The following is a 14,863-nucleotide window of genomic DNA, read 5'->3' as shown; positions in this document are numbered from 1 at the left end:
ATGGCAGCTCGCGGTGACAATTCGAAAGCAAAGCCCGGCGCGCCTGTCGACGTCGAGCCATTGCGCCGGGCGATAACCGGCTGCGTGCGCTCGATCGCCGGCGACGGTGACGTCGAGGTGACCTTCGCCAATGAACGGCCGGGGATGACCGGTGAGCGCATTCGGCTGCCGGAACTTTCCAAGCGGCCGACGGCGCATGAGCTGGCGGTCACCCGCGGTCTCGGCGATTCGATGGCGCTGCGGCTCGCCTGCCATGACGAGAAGGTGCATGCGACGATGGCGCCGCAGGGCTCGGACGCCCGGGCGATCTTTGATGTGGTCGAGCAGGCGCGCGTCGAATCGATCGGTGCGCTGCGCATGGAGGGCATGGCGTCGAACCTGCGTTCCATGACGGAAGAGAAATATTCCAAGGCGAATTTTACTGGCATCGAGCGCCGGGAAGACGCACCGGTCGGCGAAGCGGTTGCGATGATGGTGCGCGAGAAGCTGACCGGCCAGCGCCCGCCGGCCTCCGCCGGCAAGGTGCTCGACCTTTGGCGCGACTTTATCGAGGACAAGGCAGGGTCCGAACTCGACAACCTGTCAAACGCGATCAACGACCAGCAAGCCTTCGCCAAGGTCATCCGCAACATGCTGTCGGCCATGGAAATGGCCGAGGAATACGGCGACGACGACAGTGACGCCGACAATGACGACCAGTCGGAGCAGGAAGACCAGCCGAGCGGCGACGAACAGGACCAGGACGAGGTCGATGAGGATGCCGGCACCGATGCCGCCCCCGTCGAGGACAGTGAAGTCGCCGACGAGCAGATGGAGGACGGCGAGACCGAAGGCGCCGAAATCTCCGACGACGACATGATGGAAGAGGGTGAGGACGATTCCGAAACGCCGGGCGAGACCCGCCGGCCGAACACGCCTTTTGCCGATTTCAACGAGAAAGTCGATTATCACGTCTTTACCGAAGAGTTCGACGAGATCATCACCGCCGAAGAACTTTGCGACGCCGCCGAGCTGGAGCGCCTGCGCGCCTTCCTCGACAAGCAGCTGGCGCATCTCCAGGGCGCCGTCGGCCGTCTCGCCAACCGGCTGCAGCGCCGGCTGATGGCGCAGCAGAACCGCTCCTGGGATTTCGACCTGGAAGAGGGCTATCTCGATCCGGCCCGGCTGCAGCGCATCATCATCGATCCGATGCAGGCGCTCTCCTTCAAGATGGAGCGCGACACCCAGTTCCGCGATACCGTCGTTACACTGCTCATCGACAATTCCGGCTCGATGCGCGGCCGGCCGATCACGGTTGCCGCCACCTGTGCCGACATTCTCGCCCGCACGCTGGAGCGTTGCGGCGTCAAGGTCGAGATCCTGGGCTTTACGACCAAGGCCTGGAAGGGCGGGCAGGCGCGTGAAAACTGGCTTGCCGGCGGCAAGCCGCAGACGCCTGGCCGCCTCAACGACCTGCGCCATATTATCTATAAATCGGCCGACGCGCCGTGGCGGCGCGCGCGCGCCAATCTCGGGCTGATGATGCGCGAGGGCCTGCTCAAGGAAAATATCGACGGCGAGGCGCTGATCTGGGCGCATAATCGCCTGCTCGCGCGCCGCGAGCAGCGGCGCATCCTGATGATGATCTCGGATGGCGCGCCGGTGGACGATTCGACGCTGTCGGTCAATCCGGGCAATTATCTGGAGCGGCATCTGCGCGCCGTCATCGAACAGATCGAGACGCGCTCGCCTGTCGAACTGCTGGCGATCGGCATCGGCCACGACGTGACACGCTACTATCGCCGTGCCGTGACGATCGTCGACGCGGACGAGCTTGCCGGTGCGATGACCGAGCAGCTTGCCTCACTGTTCGAAGATCAATCCCAGCCGCGCGGCGGCCGGATACGCCGTGCCGGCTGACGCCGCTGGAAAAATGACGGTCAAGCGCCTCTGCCGTGCGGCGTCGATCGCTCTCTGCATCGCAGCCGGCGCTTCCTCGTCATGGGCCGGCGACGGGCCGGTCATTAGCCGGCAAATATCCGACTTCAGGATCGGCTCTTCGGAGACGCAATTCGGATCGCTGGAATTTCTCGGAGGGCTGGAAATGGTCTCCAGCAGAGTGCTGTTCGGCTCGCTCTCCTCCATCCGTTTCCGGCCGGACCAAAAACATTTCGTCGTCGTGCTCGATACCGGCCAATGGTTGACCGGCAGCATCGAGCGCGACGTCAAGGGCAGGCTTTCCGGCCTTTCGGATGTCGAGATCACGCCGATGAAGAACAGCGCCGGGCGCAGCTTCGAAGGCAAGGGACATATGGATGCCGAGGGCCTGGCGCTTGACGGCGACCGGATCCTGGTCTCCTTCGAGCAGGGTCATCGCGTCGATGTCTATCCCGATCCTGGCTTTGCCGGCTCGGGAGCGATCGCCACCCTGCCGATCCTCATCCCGCGAAAGATGCTGGACGACAACCGCGGCATCGAAACCATCACCGTGGCGCCGGCATCCAGCCCGCTGCGGGGCGGCGTGGTCGTCGTCTCCGAACGCGGTCTCGACAGTGACGGCAATCGGCTGGCGGCCATTCTCAGCGGGCCGCTGAAAGGGCGTTTCTCGGTTAAGCGGGACGGCAGCTTCGACATCACCGACGGTGCCTTCCTACCGAACGGCGACCTGCTGCTGCTGGAGCGCCGCTTCAACATGGCCGAAGGCATCGGCATGCGCCTTCGGCGCATCAAGGGCGCCGATATCAGGCCCGGCGCCGTCGTTGACGGCGAATTGTTGCTGGAAGGTAATTTCAACTCGCAGATCGACAATATGGAAGGGCTCGATGCTTTCCAGGCCGCCGACGGCACGACCCGTATCATTCTGGTGTCGGACGACAATCATTCGATCCTGCAGCGCAATCTGATGCTGGAATTCCGGCTTTCGGAAGAGGCCGCGTGGTCAGCACCGAATTCCCGGAAGCGGAATTGATCCTAGCCATCGGCCCGAAAATCGGAATCGATTTCAGAAAGCACGATGCCTAGGTTCAAAATGTTAGAGCGTCCTTTGTGCGTCCGAAAGGACGTACGGCGCTCTATAGCGCGTCGCGATCTTTCAGATTCGCTTGTCGCGCTTTAGGTCTTTGTTTTTACGCATGTCGTTGTCGCAAAACCGCTGCACACTTTTGCGCGACATGCTCTAGGCGTCAGACCGATGTCATATGCCTCGGCTATCCCCCGCGGCATCGACAAAGCAGCCTTCGGAGGGAAATTCATGGTGCATATCCATGTCATGGGCGCGTCCGGTTCCGGCACGACATCGCTCGGCCGCGCGCTTGCCGAAAAGCTCGATATCGCCCATCTCGACACCGACGATTTCTTCTGGCTGCCGACCGATCCGCCGTTCACGACGCCGAGGGATGCCGACGAGCGCATCGGGCTGTTGCTCGATGAGGTGGCGCGGCATGAAGGCTGGATCCTCTCCGGGTCGGCGCTGAAATGGGGAAGGCCGATTGAGCCGCTGTACGATCTGATCGTGTTCCTCAGGATCGACCCCGAACTTAGAATGGCGCGGATCCTTGCGCGGGAGATTGCCCGATACGGAAACAGAATCAGCCCCGGTGGCGACATGGCCGTAAAAAGCGGGGAGTTCCTCGAATGGGCCGCCAGCTACGACACTGCCGGTCCCGAACGCCGCAGCCTTGCGGCGCATGAACAATGGCTGGAAACGCAGACGGCGCCGGTGTTGCGGCTCGATTCGTCACGAGATATCGACGATCTGGTTGCAGAGGCTCTGCTGCATCCCGCGATCGCCGCCGGAGCGGTCCGGCGGCGTCTGTAGCTTCAATTAGCTGGCGCGAGCGGCCTGCATCGGCCGCAGCACATTCATCAGTGCGCCATAGGGCAGCAGCATGATGAGGCCGACGATCATCTTCACGGCGAAATCGCCGATCGCCCAAGAGATCCAGCGCGGAGCCTCGGTGGCGAAGACGCCGAGGATGGGGGCTGCTTCCAGCGCAAAGGGGTCGTTCGGGCCGAGGAAGACGAAGAACGCGGCGAAGGACAGCGAGAAGAACATCACCGTATCGAGCGCCGAGCCGATTAGCGAACCGACCAGCGGCGCGCGCCACCAGGCCTGGCGGCGAAGGCGGTTGAAGACGGCGATATCGAGCAGTTGGCCGGCGAGATAGGCCGAACCGGAGGCGATGGCGATGCGCGGCACCGAGGTGAAGAAGGACAGCGTCACGCCGACGGCGAAGCCGGCAAAGACGACCTTGCGGGCTGCCTGCGGGCCGAACTGGCGGTTGGTCAGATCGGTGATCAGGAAAGCGATCGGATAGGAGAAAGCGCCCCAGGTCAGGATGTCGGCAAGGTTGATGCCGGCGACTTCGGCGTTCAGCGGAAACTGGACAAGGAAGTTGGAGGCGACGACGACGAGCGTCATCAGCGCGACATAGGCAACGGTATAGCGGATCTTCAGCATTTTTTTATCCTGGGTGATGCCACCAGTTGGAGGAGCAAACCGGCAAAGCAAAAGGCTTGTCCGGTATTATCCGTTCAAGCCTTTTGAAGCCGTATGAAAGAAGGGCAGAAGCTTACGCAGCAGCAGCGGCTTCAGCGGTCTTCTTGGCGATCTGACGGCGCAGCAGGCGAGCGCGCATCGACAGTTCGCTTTCGCTGGCCTTCAGCAGGAAGGCATCGAGACCGCCACGATGCTCGACGGAGCGAAGAGCGGCAGCCGAAACGCGAAGACGATAACGCTGGTTGAGAGCGTCGGAAATCAGCGTTACCTGGCACAGGTTCGGCAGGAACCGGCGCTTGGTCTTGTTGTTGGCATGGCTGACATTGTTACCAGTCAGGACGGCCTTGCCGGTCAATTCGCACACGCGGGACATGGAACACCTATTCTTGTTTTTCTCGGGCCATCGAATTGCCATTCCCGGCAAAGCCAGGCGCGCAATCCAACGGGCATGATTGGAAAGTTGCGGTTCTATAGTCAGACAGGCTGCTCGCGTCAAGCCAAACCTTGGCCTTTCCCGCAATTCTGTCAAAAAGCTGCTGTTTTCTTCCCTTCGCGGCAGGAGTATAGAGCGCTCAGCAAGGGCCTGCCAGCGCGCAGCAAGACAAGGCTTTTTTCCATGGCTCATTCGGGCAGACGGATTTTCATTTCGGCCATCGCCGCACTTCTTGCCATACCGGCATCGGCGGCCGAAATCCAGCATCGGACGGAATACCGGGTGGCGCTCGCCGGCCTGCCGATCGCGCGCGCCGCGTTCCTGACGCAGATCGAGGACGATCACAGCTACAAGATCGCCGGCGACATCAATTCTGCCGGTCTTGCCGATCTCGTCACGACGATTTCGGCCAAGACCAGCGTCACCGGCGTCGTGCGCAAGAATAAGCTGCAGGCGTCGAAATATTCGCTCTACTACAAGAGCGGCAAGAGGAAGGCCCGCGTCTACGAGGTCAGCTACCGCAACGGCAACATCATCTCGGCGACGACCACACCGATGCCGAAGCGTCCGAAGAACTGGATCGACGTCACGCCGCGCGACATGCGCTCGGTGCTCGATCCGATCTCCGGTCTGGTCTTCACCGGCGATACCAAGGTCTGCTCGCAGACGCTGCCGATCTTCGACGGCGAGACGCGCATGGATCTGGTGCTGTCGCCGAAGGGCGACGAGGATTTTTCCACCAATGGCTTCAAGGGCAAGGCGACCGTCTGCAGCGTGCGCTTCGTACCGCGCTCGGGCTACAAGAAGGGCCGCAAGGACATCGACTATCTTAGCAAGAGCAACCGCATGGAAATCTGGTTTGCCAAGTCGGACGCGGCAAATGTATACGCTCCTGTCTATGTGCGCATTCCAACCGAATATGGAATGGTGACGATCACTGCCGTCAAATACGGCAGCAACAGCTGACGGGGCTTCTGCCTTCGTGAAGGGGGACAGGTGAAGCTTCGCGCGACGTTGATCGGTTTTACGGCCATTCTGATGTGGTCGTTCCTGGCGTTGTTCACGACCGCCTCCGGCAAGATGCCGCCGTTCCAGCTTTCAGCCGTCTGCTTTGCGATCGGCAGCATTCCCGGCCTCGTCGTGCTGATCCTCAATCCCTCGCGGCTGGCGCTGCTGAAGCAGCCGGCCAAGGTCTGGATAACAGGCATTATGGGGCTGTTCGGTTATCACTTCCTCTATTTTACCGCGCTCCGGAACGCGCCGGCGGTGGAGGCGGGGCTGATCGCCTATCTCTGGCCACTGCTGATCGTCGTCGGTTCGGCGCTGCTGCCGGGCGAACGGTTGCGCTGGTATCATGTGGCAGGTGCGCTTGCCGGGCTTTGCGGCACCTTCCTGATCGTTAGCCGCAACGGCATCGAGTTCGACGGCGCCTATGCCATTGGTTACGGTGCTGCCTTTCTCTGCGCCTTCACATGGTCCGGCTATTCACTGCTGACGCGGCGTTTCGACGCCGTCTCCACGGATGTCGTCACCGGCTTCTGCCTTGCGACCTCCATCCTGTCGCTCTTCTGCCATCTCGGCCTTGAGGCGACCGTCTGGCCGGAAACGACTTTCGAATGGGTCGCCGTCGCCGGGCTCGGGCTCTTTCCGGTCGGTGCTGCCTTCTACGCGTGGGATTACGGCGTCAAGAACGGCGATATCCAGATTCTCGGCGCGGCAAGTTATGCTGCACCCCTGCTTTCGACGCTTATTCTGGTGCTGTTCGGATTTGCCGAGCCGAGCTGGCGCATTGCTCTCGCCTGCCTGCTCGTCACCGGCGGAGCAGCGCTGGCCGCCCGGGACATGTTTCGCCGCAAAACTCCGGCGCAGCCTGCGGTTGCAGCATAGGCTTTAACCGCCTGGCTTCCAACCGGGCGGCGCCATCTCGAAGCTCGAAAATTCAAAGCCGGGTGAGACAGTGCAGCCGACCAGGGTGAAATCGCCAAGGGTTTCGGCCGATTGCCACCAATTGGCGGGAATGATTGCTTGCGGCCGCTCGCCGGCAGGAAGATTCGTTCCGAGCGTCAGGGTCTCGCTTGCCGTTCCGTCTTCCGACCGATGCAGCGAGAGCGGCGCGCCGGCGTAGTAATGCCAGACCTCCGCCGCATCATGGACACGATGCCAGTGCGAACGCTGCCCCCTGGCCAGCAGATAATAGATCGCCGTCGAATGGCCGCGTTCTCCGCCCGCCGTATCGCGGAACGTCTGCACGTACCAGCCACCTTCGGGATGCGGCTGCATGCCGAGTTCGCGGATGATGTCCTCAGGCGACATCAGAAATGGTCCTTGCGCTTGCGGATCTCTGCAAAGACTTCCTCGTTGGTCTTGCCTTCCATCAGCAGATTGCGGCGGATCGCAGGATCGGCGGCGCGCAGAAACGGGTTGGTTTCCTTTTCCAGCCCCAGCGTCGTCGGGATGGTGAATTTGCCGTCGGCGCGCAAGGCCTCGATCTCGGCAGCGCGGTTCTTCAGTCGCTCATTGTCGGGATCGACGGTCAGCGCGAAGCGGGCATTGGACAATGTGTATTCATGGCCGAAATAGATGGCGGTCTCATCGGGCAGCACGGCGAGTTTCTGCAGGGAATGCCACATGTCGGCGGCCGGGCGTTCGAACAGCCGGCCGCAGCCGAGCGCAAACAGCGTGTCAGCGGCAAAGAGGAGCTTATCATCGACGAAGTGATAGCAGATGTGGCCGGCGGTGTGGCCGGGCGTCTCGATGACGTTGACCGTGTGGTCGCCAAAAAGGAAGCTGTCACCATCGCCCATCGTCCGATCGAGGCCGGGAATGGCAATGGCCTCGTTGATCGGGCCGATGATCTCGCAGCCGAACTGTTCCTTCAGCGCCAGGTTGGCTGTGACATGGTCGGTGTGATGATGAGTGGTGAAGATATGGGTGATTTTCCAGCCGCGACGTGTCGCCGCTTCCAGAATCGGCGCCTCCTCCGGCGCATCGATCGCCGCGGTAAAGCCTGTCTCCGGATCGTGCACGAGAACGCCGAAATTGTCGGTGCGGCAGAGAAAAACGTCTAATTCCAAAGGTTTCATCGTTCAATAATCCCTTATCCCAGGAGTCTCGCGGAAATGTAGAGGTTCCGGCCTTGAAGTCCAACCGCCCGCTGATAACATTTGTCGAGATGCACGCCGATATCGTCGACTTACGCCAGTTTTATCATTCCGAGCTCGGACGTCTTGCCGAGCAGTCGATCGCCATGGCGCTGTCCTCGCTCTGGGTGCGGCTGCCGCAGGAGCGTCTGGTCGGTCTCGGTTACGCCGTGCCCTTCCTCGACCGCTTCCAGGCCGATACCGAGCGCACCTTCGCTTTTATGCCGGCCGGGCAGGGCGCGGTGAACTGGCCAATGGGTTCGCTTTCGACGACTGCGCTTGTCTTCGACGAGGAACTGCCGCTGCCGGATTCCTCGATCGACCGGGTGCTGATGGTGCATTCGCTGGAATTCGCCGAAAGCCCGCGCGAGACGCTGAAGGAACTCTGGCGGGTGCTGGCGCCGGGCGGACGGCTGGTCATCGTCGTGCCGAATCGGCGCGGCGTCTGGGCACGCATGGAGCATACGCCCTTCGGTTCGGGCCGGCCCTATTCTCGCGGTCAGCTGACAAATCTGCTGCGCGAGACGAACTTCACGCCGGGCGCGACGGCTGAAGCGCTGTTCTTCCCGCCCTCGAAGCTCAGAACCATCCTGCGCCTGCGGCGCGCCTTCGAGCGGATCGGCCGAACGCTTTGGCCGGCCTTTTCGGGCGTCATCATCGTCGAAGCGCAGAAGCGGCTCTATCAGGGGCTGCCGGTTGCGGCGCGGGCCTCCCGCCGCGTCTTCGTGCCGGTTCTCGCACCTCACGGCGTACCGACCACACGCACGACAGCGCCGCGCGTCTTTTCGAGACGCGCAAAGGACGCTGTAGCACTTTGAATGCTGCATAATTTTATCCGTAAATCGATTCCGATTTAAGGAATTATGCTGGAGCTGACGTCGCTCCCGGCGGTGTCCAACTGCTTGTGTCACGCCCATAGCTCTCGACAACAATCGCATTCCGCTTTAATGCCACTTGGTGTTTTTCAGCCCGGATTTACCGGCAATTCCAAGGTCGAACCATGAGCGTTGAGATGAGCAAACCCGTTCCGCGTCCCGGTATTCTCGATATCGCAGCCTATGTGCCGGGCAAGGAACATGCGCCGGGCGTTGCCCGCGTCTACAAGCTTTCGTCCAACGAAACGCCGCTCGGCGCGAGCCCGAAGGCAATCGAGGCCTTCAAGGCGGTTGCCGACAATCTGGGGCGTTATCCTGACGGGCAGGCGATCGAACTGCGCGAGGCAATCGCCGCCGTGCACGGCCTCAATCCGGCAAACATCCTCTGCGGCAACGGCTCCGACGAGTTGCTCGGCCTGCTCTGCCATGTCTATCTTGGCGCCGGTGACGAGGGCATCATCACCGAGCACGGCTTCCTCGTCTACAAGATCCAGATCCTGGGCGCAGGCGCCACGCCCGTCGTCGTCAAGGAGAAGGACTATACCGTCGATGTCGATGCGATCCTTGCCGCGGTAACGGAGAAGACGAAGATCGTCTTCATCGCTAACCCCGGCAATCCGACCGGCACCTATGTTTCCGTCAGCGAGATCCGCCGCCTGCAGGCCGGACTACCGAAACATGTCGTCCTGGTGCTCGATGCGGCTTACGCCGAATATGTGCGCCGCAACGATTATGAAGCCGGCATCGAGGTCGTATCATCCAATGCCAACGTGGTGATGACCCGCACCTTCTCGAAGGCTTACGGTCTTGCGGCGCTACGCGTCGGCTGGATGTATGCGCCTGCCGAGATCGTCGACGCGCTGAACCGCGTGCGCGCGCCGTTCAACTTGAACGCACCGGCAATCGCCGCCGCCGCCGCTGCCATCCGGGACCAGGCCTTCATCCAGCAGGCCGTCTCCTTCAACCAGATGTGGGTGGAGACGCTAACCCAGGCGCTCGAAGCGATCGGCCTGAAGGTGACGCCGTCCGTTGCCAATTTCGTCCTCATCCATTTCCCCGAGATCGACGGCAAGCGCGCCGCGGATGCCGACGATTTGCTGACGAGCCGCGGTTACATCCTGCGGGCCGTGCGCGGTTATGGCTTCGCCAATGCGCTGCGCATGAGCATCGGCCCGGAGGAGGCCAATCGCGGCGTGATTGCCGCGCTCACCGAATTCATGGGTCATCAGCGATGAGCGTGCAGTTCGATCGTATCGCGCTGATCGGCATCGGCCTGATCGGATCGTCGCTCGCCTATGATATCAGGCGGCTTGGCGTTGCAAGGGAGATCGTCGTCGCCACACGCAGCCCCGATACGCTGAAGCGCGCGGAAGAGCTTGGCCTCGGCGATCGCTATACGACGTCGTCGCAGGATGCAGTCAAGGATGCCGATCTGGTGATCGTCTCGGTGCCGGTCGGCGCTTCGGAAAGCGTGGCGAGGGAGATCTCGGGAAACCTGAAGCCCGGGGCCATCGTCACCGATGTCGGTTCGACAAAGGCTTCTGTCATTGCGCAAATGCTGCCGCATATGCCTGGTAATGTGCATTTCATCCCCGGCCATCCGCTGGCCGGCACCGAAAAATCCGGCCCGGATGCTGGCTTTCCCGGCCTCTTCGAAGGTCGCTGGTGCATCTTCACGCCGGTCGCCGGCACCGACGAGGTGGCACTAAAGCGGCTGCGCAACTTCTGGGAAGCGCTGGGCTCGAAGGTCGACGAGATGGATGCTGAGCATCACGACAAGGTGCTCGCCATCGTCTCGCACCTGCCGCATATCATCGCTTACAATATCGTCGGCACGGCCGACGATCTGGAGACGGTGACGGAGTCTGAGGTCATCAAATATTCCGCCTCCGGCTTTCGCGATTTCACCCGCCTTGCTGCCTCCGACCCGACCATGTGGCGCGATGTCTGCCTGCACAACCGCGATGCGATCCTCGAAATGCTGGCGCGTTTTTCGGAGGATCTCGCCTATCTGCAGCGCGCCATCCGCTGGGGCGAGGGCGACAAGATTTTCGAACTCTTCACCCGCACGCGCGCCATCCGCCGTTCGATCGTCCAGGCTGGCCAGGATGTCGACGCGCCCGATTTCGGCCGCCACGCGCTGGATAAGAAGTAATCGCCGCGATGGTGGAGGTGGCAAGCGCCGGCCTGGCGGATATCGACTGGCTGGTGCGCGAGGATGCCAGCGCCGGTGAAGCGTGGGTATCGCGGTGCGTGGCGCTCGGCGAATATCTGGTTGCCAGGGAGGCCGGCGAGATTGTCGGTTTCCTCCGCTTCTCCCGCTTCTGGGGCAGGGTTCCCTATATGGAAATGATCCGCGTCCTGCCCGGCCACCGCCGGTCGGGCGTTGGAACGGCGCTGTTTCTCGCCTGGGAAGACGCCATGCGCGGCGACGGCGCCCGCCTGCTGATGACGTCGAGCGAATGCGACGAAAGCCGGCCTCAGGACTGGCATCGCCGCAACGGATTCTCCGAAACCGGCGCGATCGAGCTGCCCGGCCTGCAATCGGTCCCGGAAGTCTTCTTCATCAAGCGAATTGCCTGAAGCGCCTCGCGTCGAGCCGTAATCATGCGACGCGCTCAGGCCTGTTCCTATTTCCTGTGCATCCCCCTATCCCAAAACCACTGGACAGTTTTGGGGGAGGTGTATCAGATCGGCGGAATCCGGCCGAGCGGGATGAAGCCGCTGACGGTGGCATTGCCGCGATCGACGACGAGATCGACGGAGACCTTATCGCCGCCGCCGGCAAGCGCCTTCAAGAGTTTCGTTGCCGTGTTGACGGTCGAGGCGATATCCGGGAAGGCCTGTTTCAGGCTGTCGCCCCAGGGGCCGAGCCGTTCGATCTCCAGCTTGAATTTTCCAGAGAGGAAGCCCTGCTCGTCGAAGGAGAAGGGGCCGGTGAGCGTCATCACCTTGCCGTCGCCGATGTCGGCGACGATGCGGCGCAGGTCGCCGGTGGCGCCATTGAGGCCGCTCGGATCACTGCCGTCGATCAGGCCGGCTTTGCCGGCGACGGTCAGATCGATGCTCGCCGACAATTTCGGGAAGATCTGGGGCCAGTCCTTGATCGCCGTATTGGCGTCCTGCACGGAGATCGCGCCGTCGAGATCGGCACCGTTCTGGCGCAGATGGATTTCGGTGCGGGCGGCATCGAAGCTCATGGTCTGGCCGGTGTAGGAGGAGAAGGCCATAGCCTTCAGACCCTCGATGACAGTCGAGCTGCGGTCGATACCCTGCAGCCTGGTTGCAAGACTCGCCTGCAGGTTCGTCCATTGGGCCGAGATCGAAAGGCCGTTGCTGGTGCGGATTTCGGCCGGCGAATCGAGTTCCCAGACGATATTGCCGGGCGCATAGACCTGGGCTGCCGAACGCAGTGCGCCGAAGGTGGCGGAGACGCCGTTGACATTGTCGTCGATGTCGATCTTCGAGCAGAACAGACCGATACGGAAGGGATAGCCGCGGAATTCGATATCGGAGCATTCGCCGCTGACGCCTGCCTGGTCGCGCGGCGCGATCGCCTTCAGCACCGTGGTCTTCAACGCCGACGCCGCATAGAACCAGCCGCCGGTATAAAGCGCGATCGCCAGGAGGACGCCTCCACCCAGCAACCAGAATTTCTTGCTGCTGCCGGATTGGCTGCTGCCGGATCGGCTTGACGCTGCCATGATGTTCTCCAATGGTGAATCGCAAATGTGATTCCGGTCTGGCGTGCGATATGGACGAATTTTGGGTATTTGGCTACGGTTCGCTGATGTGGAATCCGGGCTTCGAGTTCATGGAGCGGGCAGAGGCCCTGGTCTACGGCTACAGGCGTTCGCTCTGCGTCCGCTCCTTTGTCCATCGCGGCACCCGCGATAATCCGGGCCTGGTTCTCGGCCTCGACAGGGGGGGGGCCTGCCGCGGCATGGCTTTCCGCATTTCGCCGGAAAAATGGGATCAGGTGATCGATTATCTCCGCGCTCGCGAGCTGGTCACCAATGTCTATCTGGAGCGCCGGGTGCGGCTGCAGCTTGCCGGCCGGCGCCGGGTAGAAGCGGTCGCCTACATCATCGATCGCGAGCATGAACAATATGCCGGCGCACTGGATGCGCTTGCGGCGGCGCGGGTGGTGAACGAAGCAAAAGGCCAGTCTGGTCCGAATGATGCCTATGTCTTCAACACGCTGATGCATCTGAAGCAGATGGGCATTCGCGACCATTGGCTGGAGCAGGTCGTCAACGAAGTGGAGCGGCTGCGCGCCGCCTGATCTTAGCCAGTTGCCGCGTTCAATTTGCGCAACTCGACCAGTCTGTCGACTGCCGTCGGCGGGAGCGGCAGATGCGGATTTTGCGCGACGGTTTCGAGCAGAAGCTCGTCGCTTGCCCGCTCCGATACCTCGATCAGATGGGCGAAAAAAGCGTCCGGATCCATTCCCGGCATGATCGGCGGCAGGATCCTCACCTTGAAATGGCCGGGATAACGACGAATGCTCCGCCGCGGCCAGAAGAGGCCGGGATGCATGGCGACCGGGACGACGGGGAGGCTGAGGTCGCGGTACATCCGGGCGATGCCGTATTTATAGAGCGGCTCTGCGCCCGGCGGGCGGCGGGTGCCCTCGGGATAGATGATGAGCTGGCGGCCGGTCGAAAGCTCTTCCTTCGTGCGTTTCAGCACTTCCACCATCACCTTGCCGCGGGCGCCGCGATCGACCGGGATCATGCGCTGCTTCTTCGCATACCAGCCGAAGAGCGGAATCCACATCAGTTCGCGTTTCAGGATATAAACCGGATCCTTCAACCAGGGCAGCAGCGCGTAGGTATCCCAGAAGGACTGGTGCTTCGGCGCCAGGATGTAACTGCCATCAGGCAGGTTCTCCAGGCCCTCGATCTCGAAGGTGGTGCCGACGATCACCCGCATCAGCCAGTGGTTGGAGCGCGCCCAGTTCTTCGGGATCGCATAGGCGATCTTGCGCGGCACGACGAAATAGTAGGGCGAGAGCACGATCATCCGGATGATGAGGTTGGCGTAGAAGATCGTGTTGAAGAGAACGGAACGCAGGGCGATCATGAAACTTTCCCGAGGCATGCTCACGCGACCGGCCTACACGATATTGCCCGCCATAAAAAGCGTTTGATGACGCCCTGATGTAAAAGCCTCAATCTTGGCCGGACGCACTTGCCGAGCGCAACCCGGTGTGGCGGCCGAAGCCGGTGACGTTGCGGGCGCCGGTCAGCAGCACTTTCACATATTCGGCCAGCATGACGCGCATCGCATTCGGATCGGTGAACCAGTTGCGGCTCTTCAAATCCGAGTTGACCACGGGATAAGCGATGAACTCGATGTCGGGATCGACATAGGAGAGCTCGGCGAGGCTTCGCGGCATGTGGTAGTTGTTGGTGACGATCAGAACGCTGCGGTATCCCTTGGCGTGGATCCAGTTCGAAGCTTCCTCGGCATTGCCGATCGTATCGATCGCATCGTAGCCGATATCGACACAGCAGGAGAAGAGATCGGCCGAACCCTGCGTCATCTTGCGGATCTGCGCCGGCGTCGTCGTCGGGTGGACTCCCGAAATGAGCAAGCGCTTGCCGGCACCCTTCTGCAGCAGTTCCACCGCCTGGTCGATGCGCTGGTAACCACCCGTCAGGACCACGATGGCATCCGCCTTCGGCTCGGCCGGGGGCTTCAGCGTCGTCACGGAATCAGCGAAACGCAGGAACCCGCCGAACACTAAGGCAATTGCCAGCAAGCAGGCAAAGCCGCCCCAGCGCAGCAGGCGGCGGATCGGCCCACGCCGCGGCGGCAAACCTGCCGGGCGATCAAGCTCCGGGTCCTGATGAATCGGGTTGGGTGTTGTGTGTCCCATCGTCATGAATCGTGATTATACGCTGATTGCGGCGCGGAACAGACGCTTTCTTGG

Annotated in this window: 17 protein-coding genes; 10 read left to right on the top strand and 7 right to left on the bottom strand. The window is 61.8% G+C overall.

Annotation, left to right across the window (positions count from 1 at the left end; genetic code table 11):
- The 3 genes from cobT (at position 1) to G9X64_RS13255 (ending at position 3,796) form a co-directional block, all read left to right on the top strand.
- The gene (cobT, locus tag G9X64_RS13265; protein WP_168310332.1) at positions 1–1,899 is read left to right on the top strand and encodes a cobaltochelatase subunit CobT; all 1,899 of its coding nucleotides are present in this window, start codon (positions 1–3) and stop codon (positions 1,897–1,899) included.
- 13 nt (positions 1,900–1,912) lie between these two features.
- On the top strand, positions 1,913–2,947 hold the full coding sequence (locus G9X64_RS13260; protein WP_171376678.1) for an esterase-like activity of phytase family protein: 1,035 nt from the start codon (positions 1,913–1,915) through the stop codon (positions 2,945–2,947).
- Positions 2,948–3,229: 282 nt separating this feature from the next.
- On the top strand, positions 3,230–3,796 hold the full coding sequence (locus G9X64_RS13255) for an ATP-binding protein (RefSeq protein WP_168314983.1): 567 nt from the start codon (positions 3,230–3,232) through the stop codon (positions 3,794–3,796).
- Positions 3,797–3,802: 6 nt separating this feature from the next.
- Here G9X64_RS13255 and G9X64_RS13250 read toward each other — a convergent pair whose 3' ends face one another.
- Positions 3,803–4,438, bottom strand: coding sequence for a VUT family protein (locus G9X64_RS13250; RefSeq protein WP_171376677.1), 636 nt, complete (start codon positions 4,436–4,438; stop codon positions 3,803–3,805).
- A gap of 112 nt (positions 4,439–4,550) precedes the next feature.
- On the bottom strand, positions 4,551–4,850 hold the full coding sequence (gene rpmB / locus G9X64_RS13245) for a 50S ribosomal protein L28 (RefSeq protein ID WP_171376676.1): 300 nt from the start codon (positions 4,848–4,850) through the stop codon (positions 4,551–4,553).
- A gap of 243 nt (positions 4,851–5,093) precedes the next feature.
- Between rpmB and G9X64_RS13240 the strand changes: the two genes are divergently transcribed.
- Both G9X64_RS13240 and yddG read left to right on the top strand, forming a co-directional pair.
- Positions 5,094–5,876 (top strand): DUF3108 domain-containing protein, encoded by a 783-nt coding sequence (locus G9X64_RS13240; RefSeq protein ID WP_168313448.1) that lies wholly within the window; start codon positions 5,094–5,096, stop codon positions 5,874–5,876.
- Between the two features lie 30 nt (positions 5,877–5,906).
- Positions 5,907–6,797, top strand: coding sequence for an aromatic amino acid exporter YddG (yddG, locus tag G9X64_RS13235; RefSeq protein WP_171376675.1), 891 nt, complete (start codon positions 5,907–5,909; stop codon positions 6,795–6,797).
- Positions 6,798–6,800: 3 nt separating this feature from the next.
- On the opposite strand, the gene G9X64_RS13230 is transcribed toward yddG, so the two are convergent.
- Together G9X64_RS13230 and gloB are read right to left on the bottom strand one after the other, a co-directional pair.
- A complete protein-coding gene (locus G9X64_RS13230) occupies positions 6,801–7,223 on the bottom strand; it encodes a cupin domain-containing protein (RefSeq protein WP_168313450.1) in 423 nt (140 codons plus the stop codon).
- Positions 7,223–7,993 carry a hydroxyacylglutathione hydrolase gene (gene gloB, locus G9X64_RS13225; RefSeq protein ID WP_171376674.1) on the bottom strand — a complete coding sequence of 257 codons (771 nt, stop codon included), beginning with the start codon at positions 7,991–7,993 and terminating at the stop codon, positions 7,223–7,225. The genes G9X64_RS13230 and gloB overlap by 1 nt, the downstream gene beginning before the upstream one ends.
- Positions 7,994–8,046: 53 nt before the next feature.
- Here gloB and G9X64_RS13220 point away from each other — a divergent pair, with 53 nt between their 5' ends.
- The 4 genes from G9X64_RS13220 to G9X64_RS13205 all read left to right on the top strand — a co-directional run bounded on the left by G9X64_RS13220 (position 8,047) and on the right by G9X64_RS13205 (position 11,508).
- Positions 8,047–8,868 carry a class I SAM-dependent methyltransferase gene (locus tag G9X64_RS13220; protein ID WP_171376673.1) on the top strand — a complete coding sequence of 274 codons (822 nt, stop codon included), beginning with the start codon at positions 8,047–8,049 and terminating at the stop codon, positions 8,866–8,868.
- A 194-nt stretch (positions 8,869–9,062) separates the two neighbouring features.
- The gene (hisC, locus tag G9X64_RS13215; protein WP_171376672.1) at positions 9,063–10,160 is read left to right on the top strand and encodes a histidinol-phosphate transaminase; all 1,098 of its coding nucleotides are present in this window, start codon (positions 9,063–9,065) and stop codon (positions 10,158–10,160) included.
- Complete coding sequence (locus G9X64_RS13210; protein WP_171376671.1) at positions 10,157–11,080, top strand: prephenate/arogenate dehydrogenase family protein; 924 nt, start codon at positions 10,157–10,159, stop codon at positions 11,078–11,080. The genes hisC and G9X64_RS13210 overlap by 4 nt, the downstream gene beginning before the upstream one ends.
- Positions 11,081–11,088: 8 nt before the next feature.
- Positions 11,089–11,508 carry a GNAT family N-acetyltransferase gene (locus tag G9X64_RS13205; protein ID WP_171376670.1) on the top strand — a complete coding sequence of 140 codons (420 nt, stop codon included), beginning with the start codon at positions 11,089–11,091 and terminating at the stop codon, positions 11,506–11,508.
- Between the two features lie 104 nt (positions 11,509–11,612).
- Here the strand turns inward: G9X64_RS13205 and G9X64_RS13200 are convergent, their stop codons facing one another.
- Complete coding sequence (locus tag G9X64_RS13200) at positions 11,613–12,629, bottom strand: DUF2125 domain-containing protein (RefSeq protein ID WP_171376669.1); 1,017 nt, start codon at positions 12,627–12,629, stop codon at positions 11,613–11,615.
- A 50-nt stretch (positions 12,630–12,679) separates the two neighbouring features.
- Here G9X64_RS13200 and G9X64_RS13195 point away from each other — a divergent pair, with 50 nt between their 5' ends.
- Positions 12,680–13,210: a gamma-glutamylcyclotransferase gene (locus G9X64_RS13195; protein ID WP_168314752.1), complete on the top strand. Its 531-nt coding sequence runs from the start codon at positions 12,680–12,682 to the stop codon at positions 13,208–13,210.
- A 2-nt stretch (positions 13,211–13,212) separates the two neighbouring features.
- On the opposite strand, the gene G9X64_RS13190 is transcribed toward G9X64_RS13195, so the two are convergent.
- Complete coding sequence (locus G9X64_RS13190) at positions 13,213–14,010, bottom strand: lysophospholipid acyltransferase family protein (RefSeq protein WP_168313458.1); 798 nt, start codon at positions 14,008–14,010, stop codon at positions 13,213–13,215.
- Between the two features lie 88 nt (positions 14,011–14,098).
- Entirely contained in the window at positions 14,099–14,815 is a 717-nt protein-coding gene (locus G9X64_RS13185; RefSeq protein WP_168313459.1) for a YdcF family protein, read from the bottom strand.
- Between the last annotated feature and the right edge of the window lie 48 nt (positions 14,816–14,863).

The sequence above is a fragment of the Rhizobium sophorae genome, from assembly GCF_013087515.1.
GTDB lineage: Bacteria > Pseudomonadota > Alphaproteobacteria > Rhizobiales > Rhizobiaceae > Rhizobium > Rhizobium sophorae.
Note: the sequence above shows the minus strand (reverse complement) of the source record. Positions and strands in the feature narration are given on the sequence as shown.

Coding starts and splice junctions, on each gene's coding strand:
- cobT (WP_168310332.1), top strand. CDS start 1: ATGGCAGCTCGCGGTGACAATTCGAAAGCAAAGCCCGGCGCGCCTGTC.
- G9X64_RS13260 (WP_171376678.1), top strand. CDS start 1,913: ATGACGGTCAAGCGCCTCTGCCGTGCGGCGTCGATCGCTCTCTGCATC.
- G9X64_RS13255 (WP_168314983.1), top strand. CDS start 3,230: ATGGTGCATATCCATGTCATGGGCGCGTCCGGTTCCGGCACGACATCG.
- G9X64_RS13250 (WP_171376677.1), bottom strand. CDS start 4,438: ATGCTGAAGATCCGCTATACCGTTGCCTATGTCGCGCTGATGACGCTC.
- rpmB (WP_171376676.1), bottom strand. CDS start 4,850: ATGTCCCGCGTGTGCGAATTGACCGGCAAGGCCGTCCTGACTGGTAAC.
- G9X64_RS13240 (WP_168313448.1), top strand. CDS start 5,094: ATGGCTCATTCGGGCAGACGGATTTTCATTTCGGCCATCGCCGCACTT.
- G9X64_RS13230 (WP_168313450.1), bottom strand. CDS start 7,223: ATGTCGCCTGAGGACATCATCCGCGAACTCGGCATGCAGCCGCATCCC.
- gloB (WP_171376674.1), bottom strand. CDS start 7,993: ATGAAACCTTTGGAATTAGACGTTTTTCTCTGCCGCACCGACAATTTC.
- hisC (WP_171376672.1), top strand. CDS start 9,063: ATGAGCAAACCCGTTCCGCGTCCCGGTATTCTCGATATCGCAGCCTAT.
- G9X64_RS13210 (WP_171376671.1), top strand. CDS start 10,157: ATGAGCGTGCAGTTCGATCGTATCGCGCTGATCGGCATCGGCCTGATC.
- G9X64_RS13205 (WP_171376670.1), top strand. CDS start 11,089: ATGGTGGAGGTGGCAAGCGCCGGCCTGGCGGATATCGACTGGCTGGTG.
- G9X64_RS13200 (WP_171376669.1), bottom strand. CDS start 12,629: ATGGCAGCGTCAAGCCGATCCGGCAGCAGCCAATCCGGCAGCAGCAAG.
- G9X64_RS13195 (WP_168314752.1), top strand. CDS start 12,680: ATGGACGAATTTTGGGTATTTGGCTACGGTTCGCTGATGTGGAATCCG.
- G9X64_RS13190 (WP_168313458.1), bottom strand. CDS start 14,010: ATGATCGCCCTGCGTTCCGTTCTCTTCAACACGATCTTCTACGCCAAC.
- G9X64_RS13185 (WP_168313459.1), bottom strand. CDS start 14,815: ATGACGATGGGACACACAACACCCAACCCGATTCATCAGGACCCGGAG.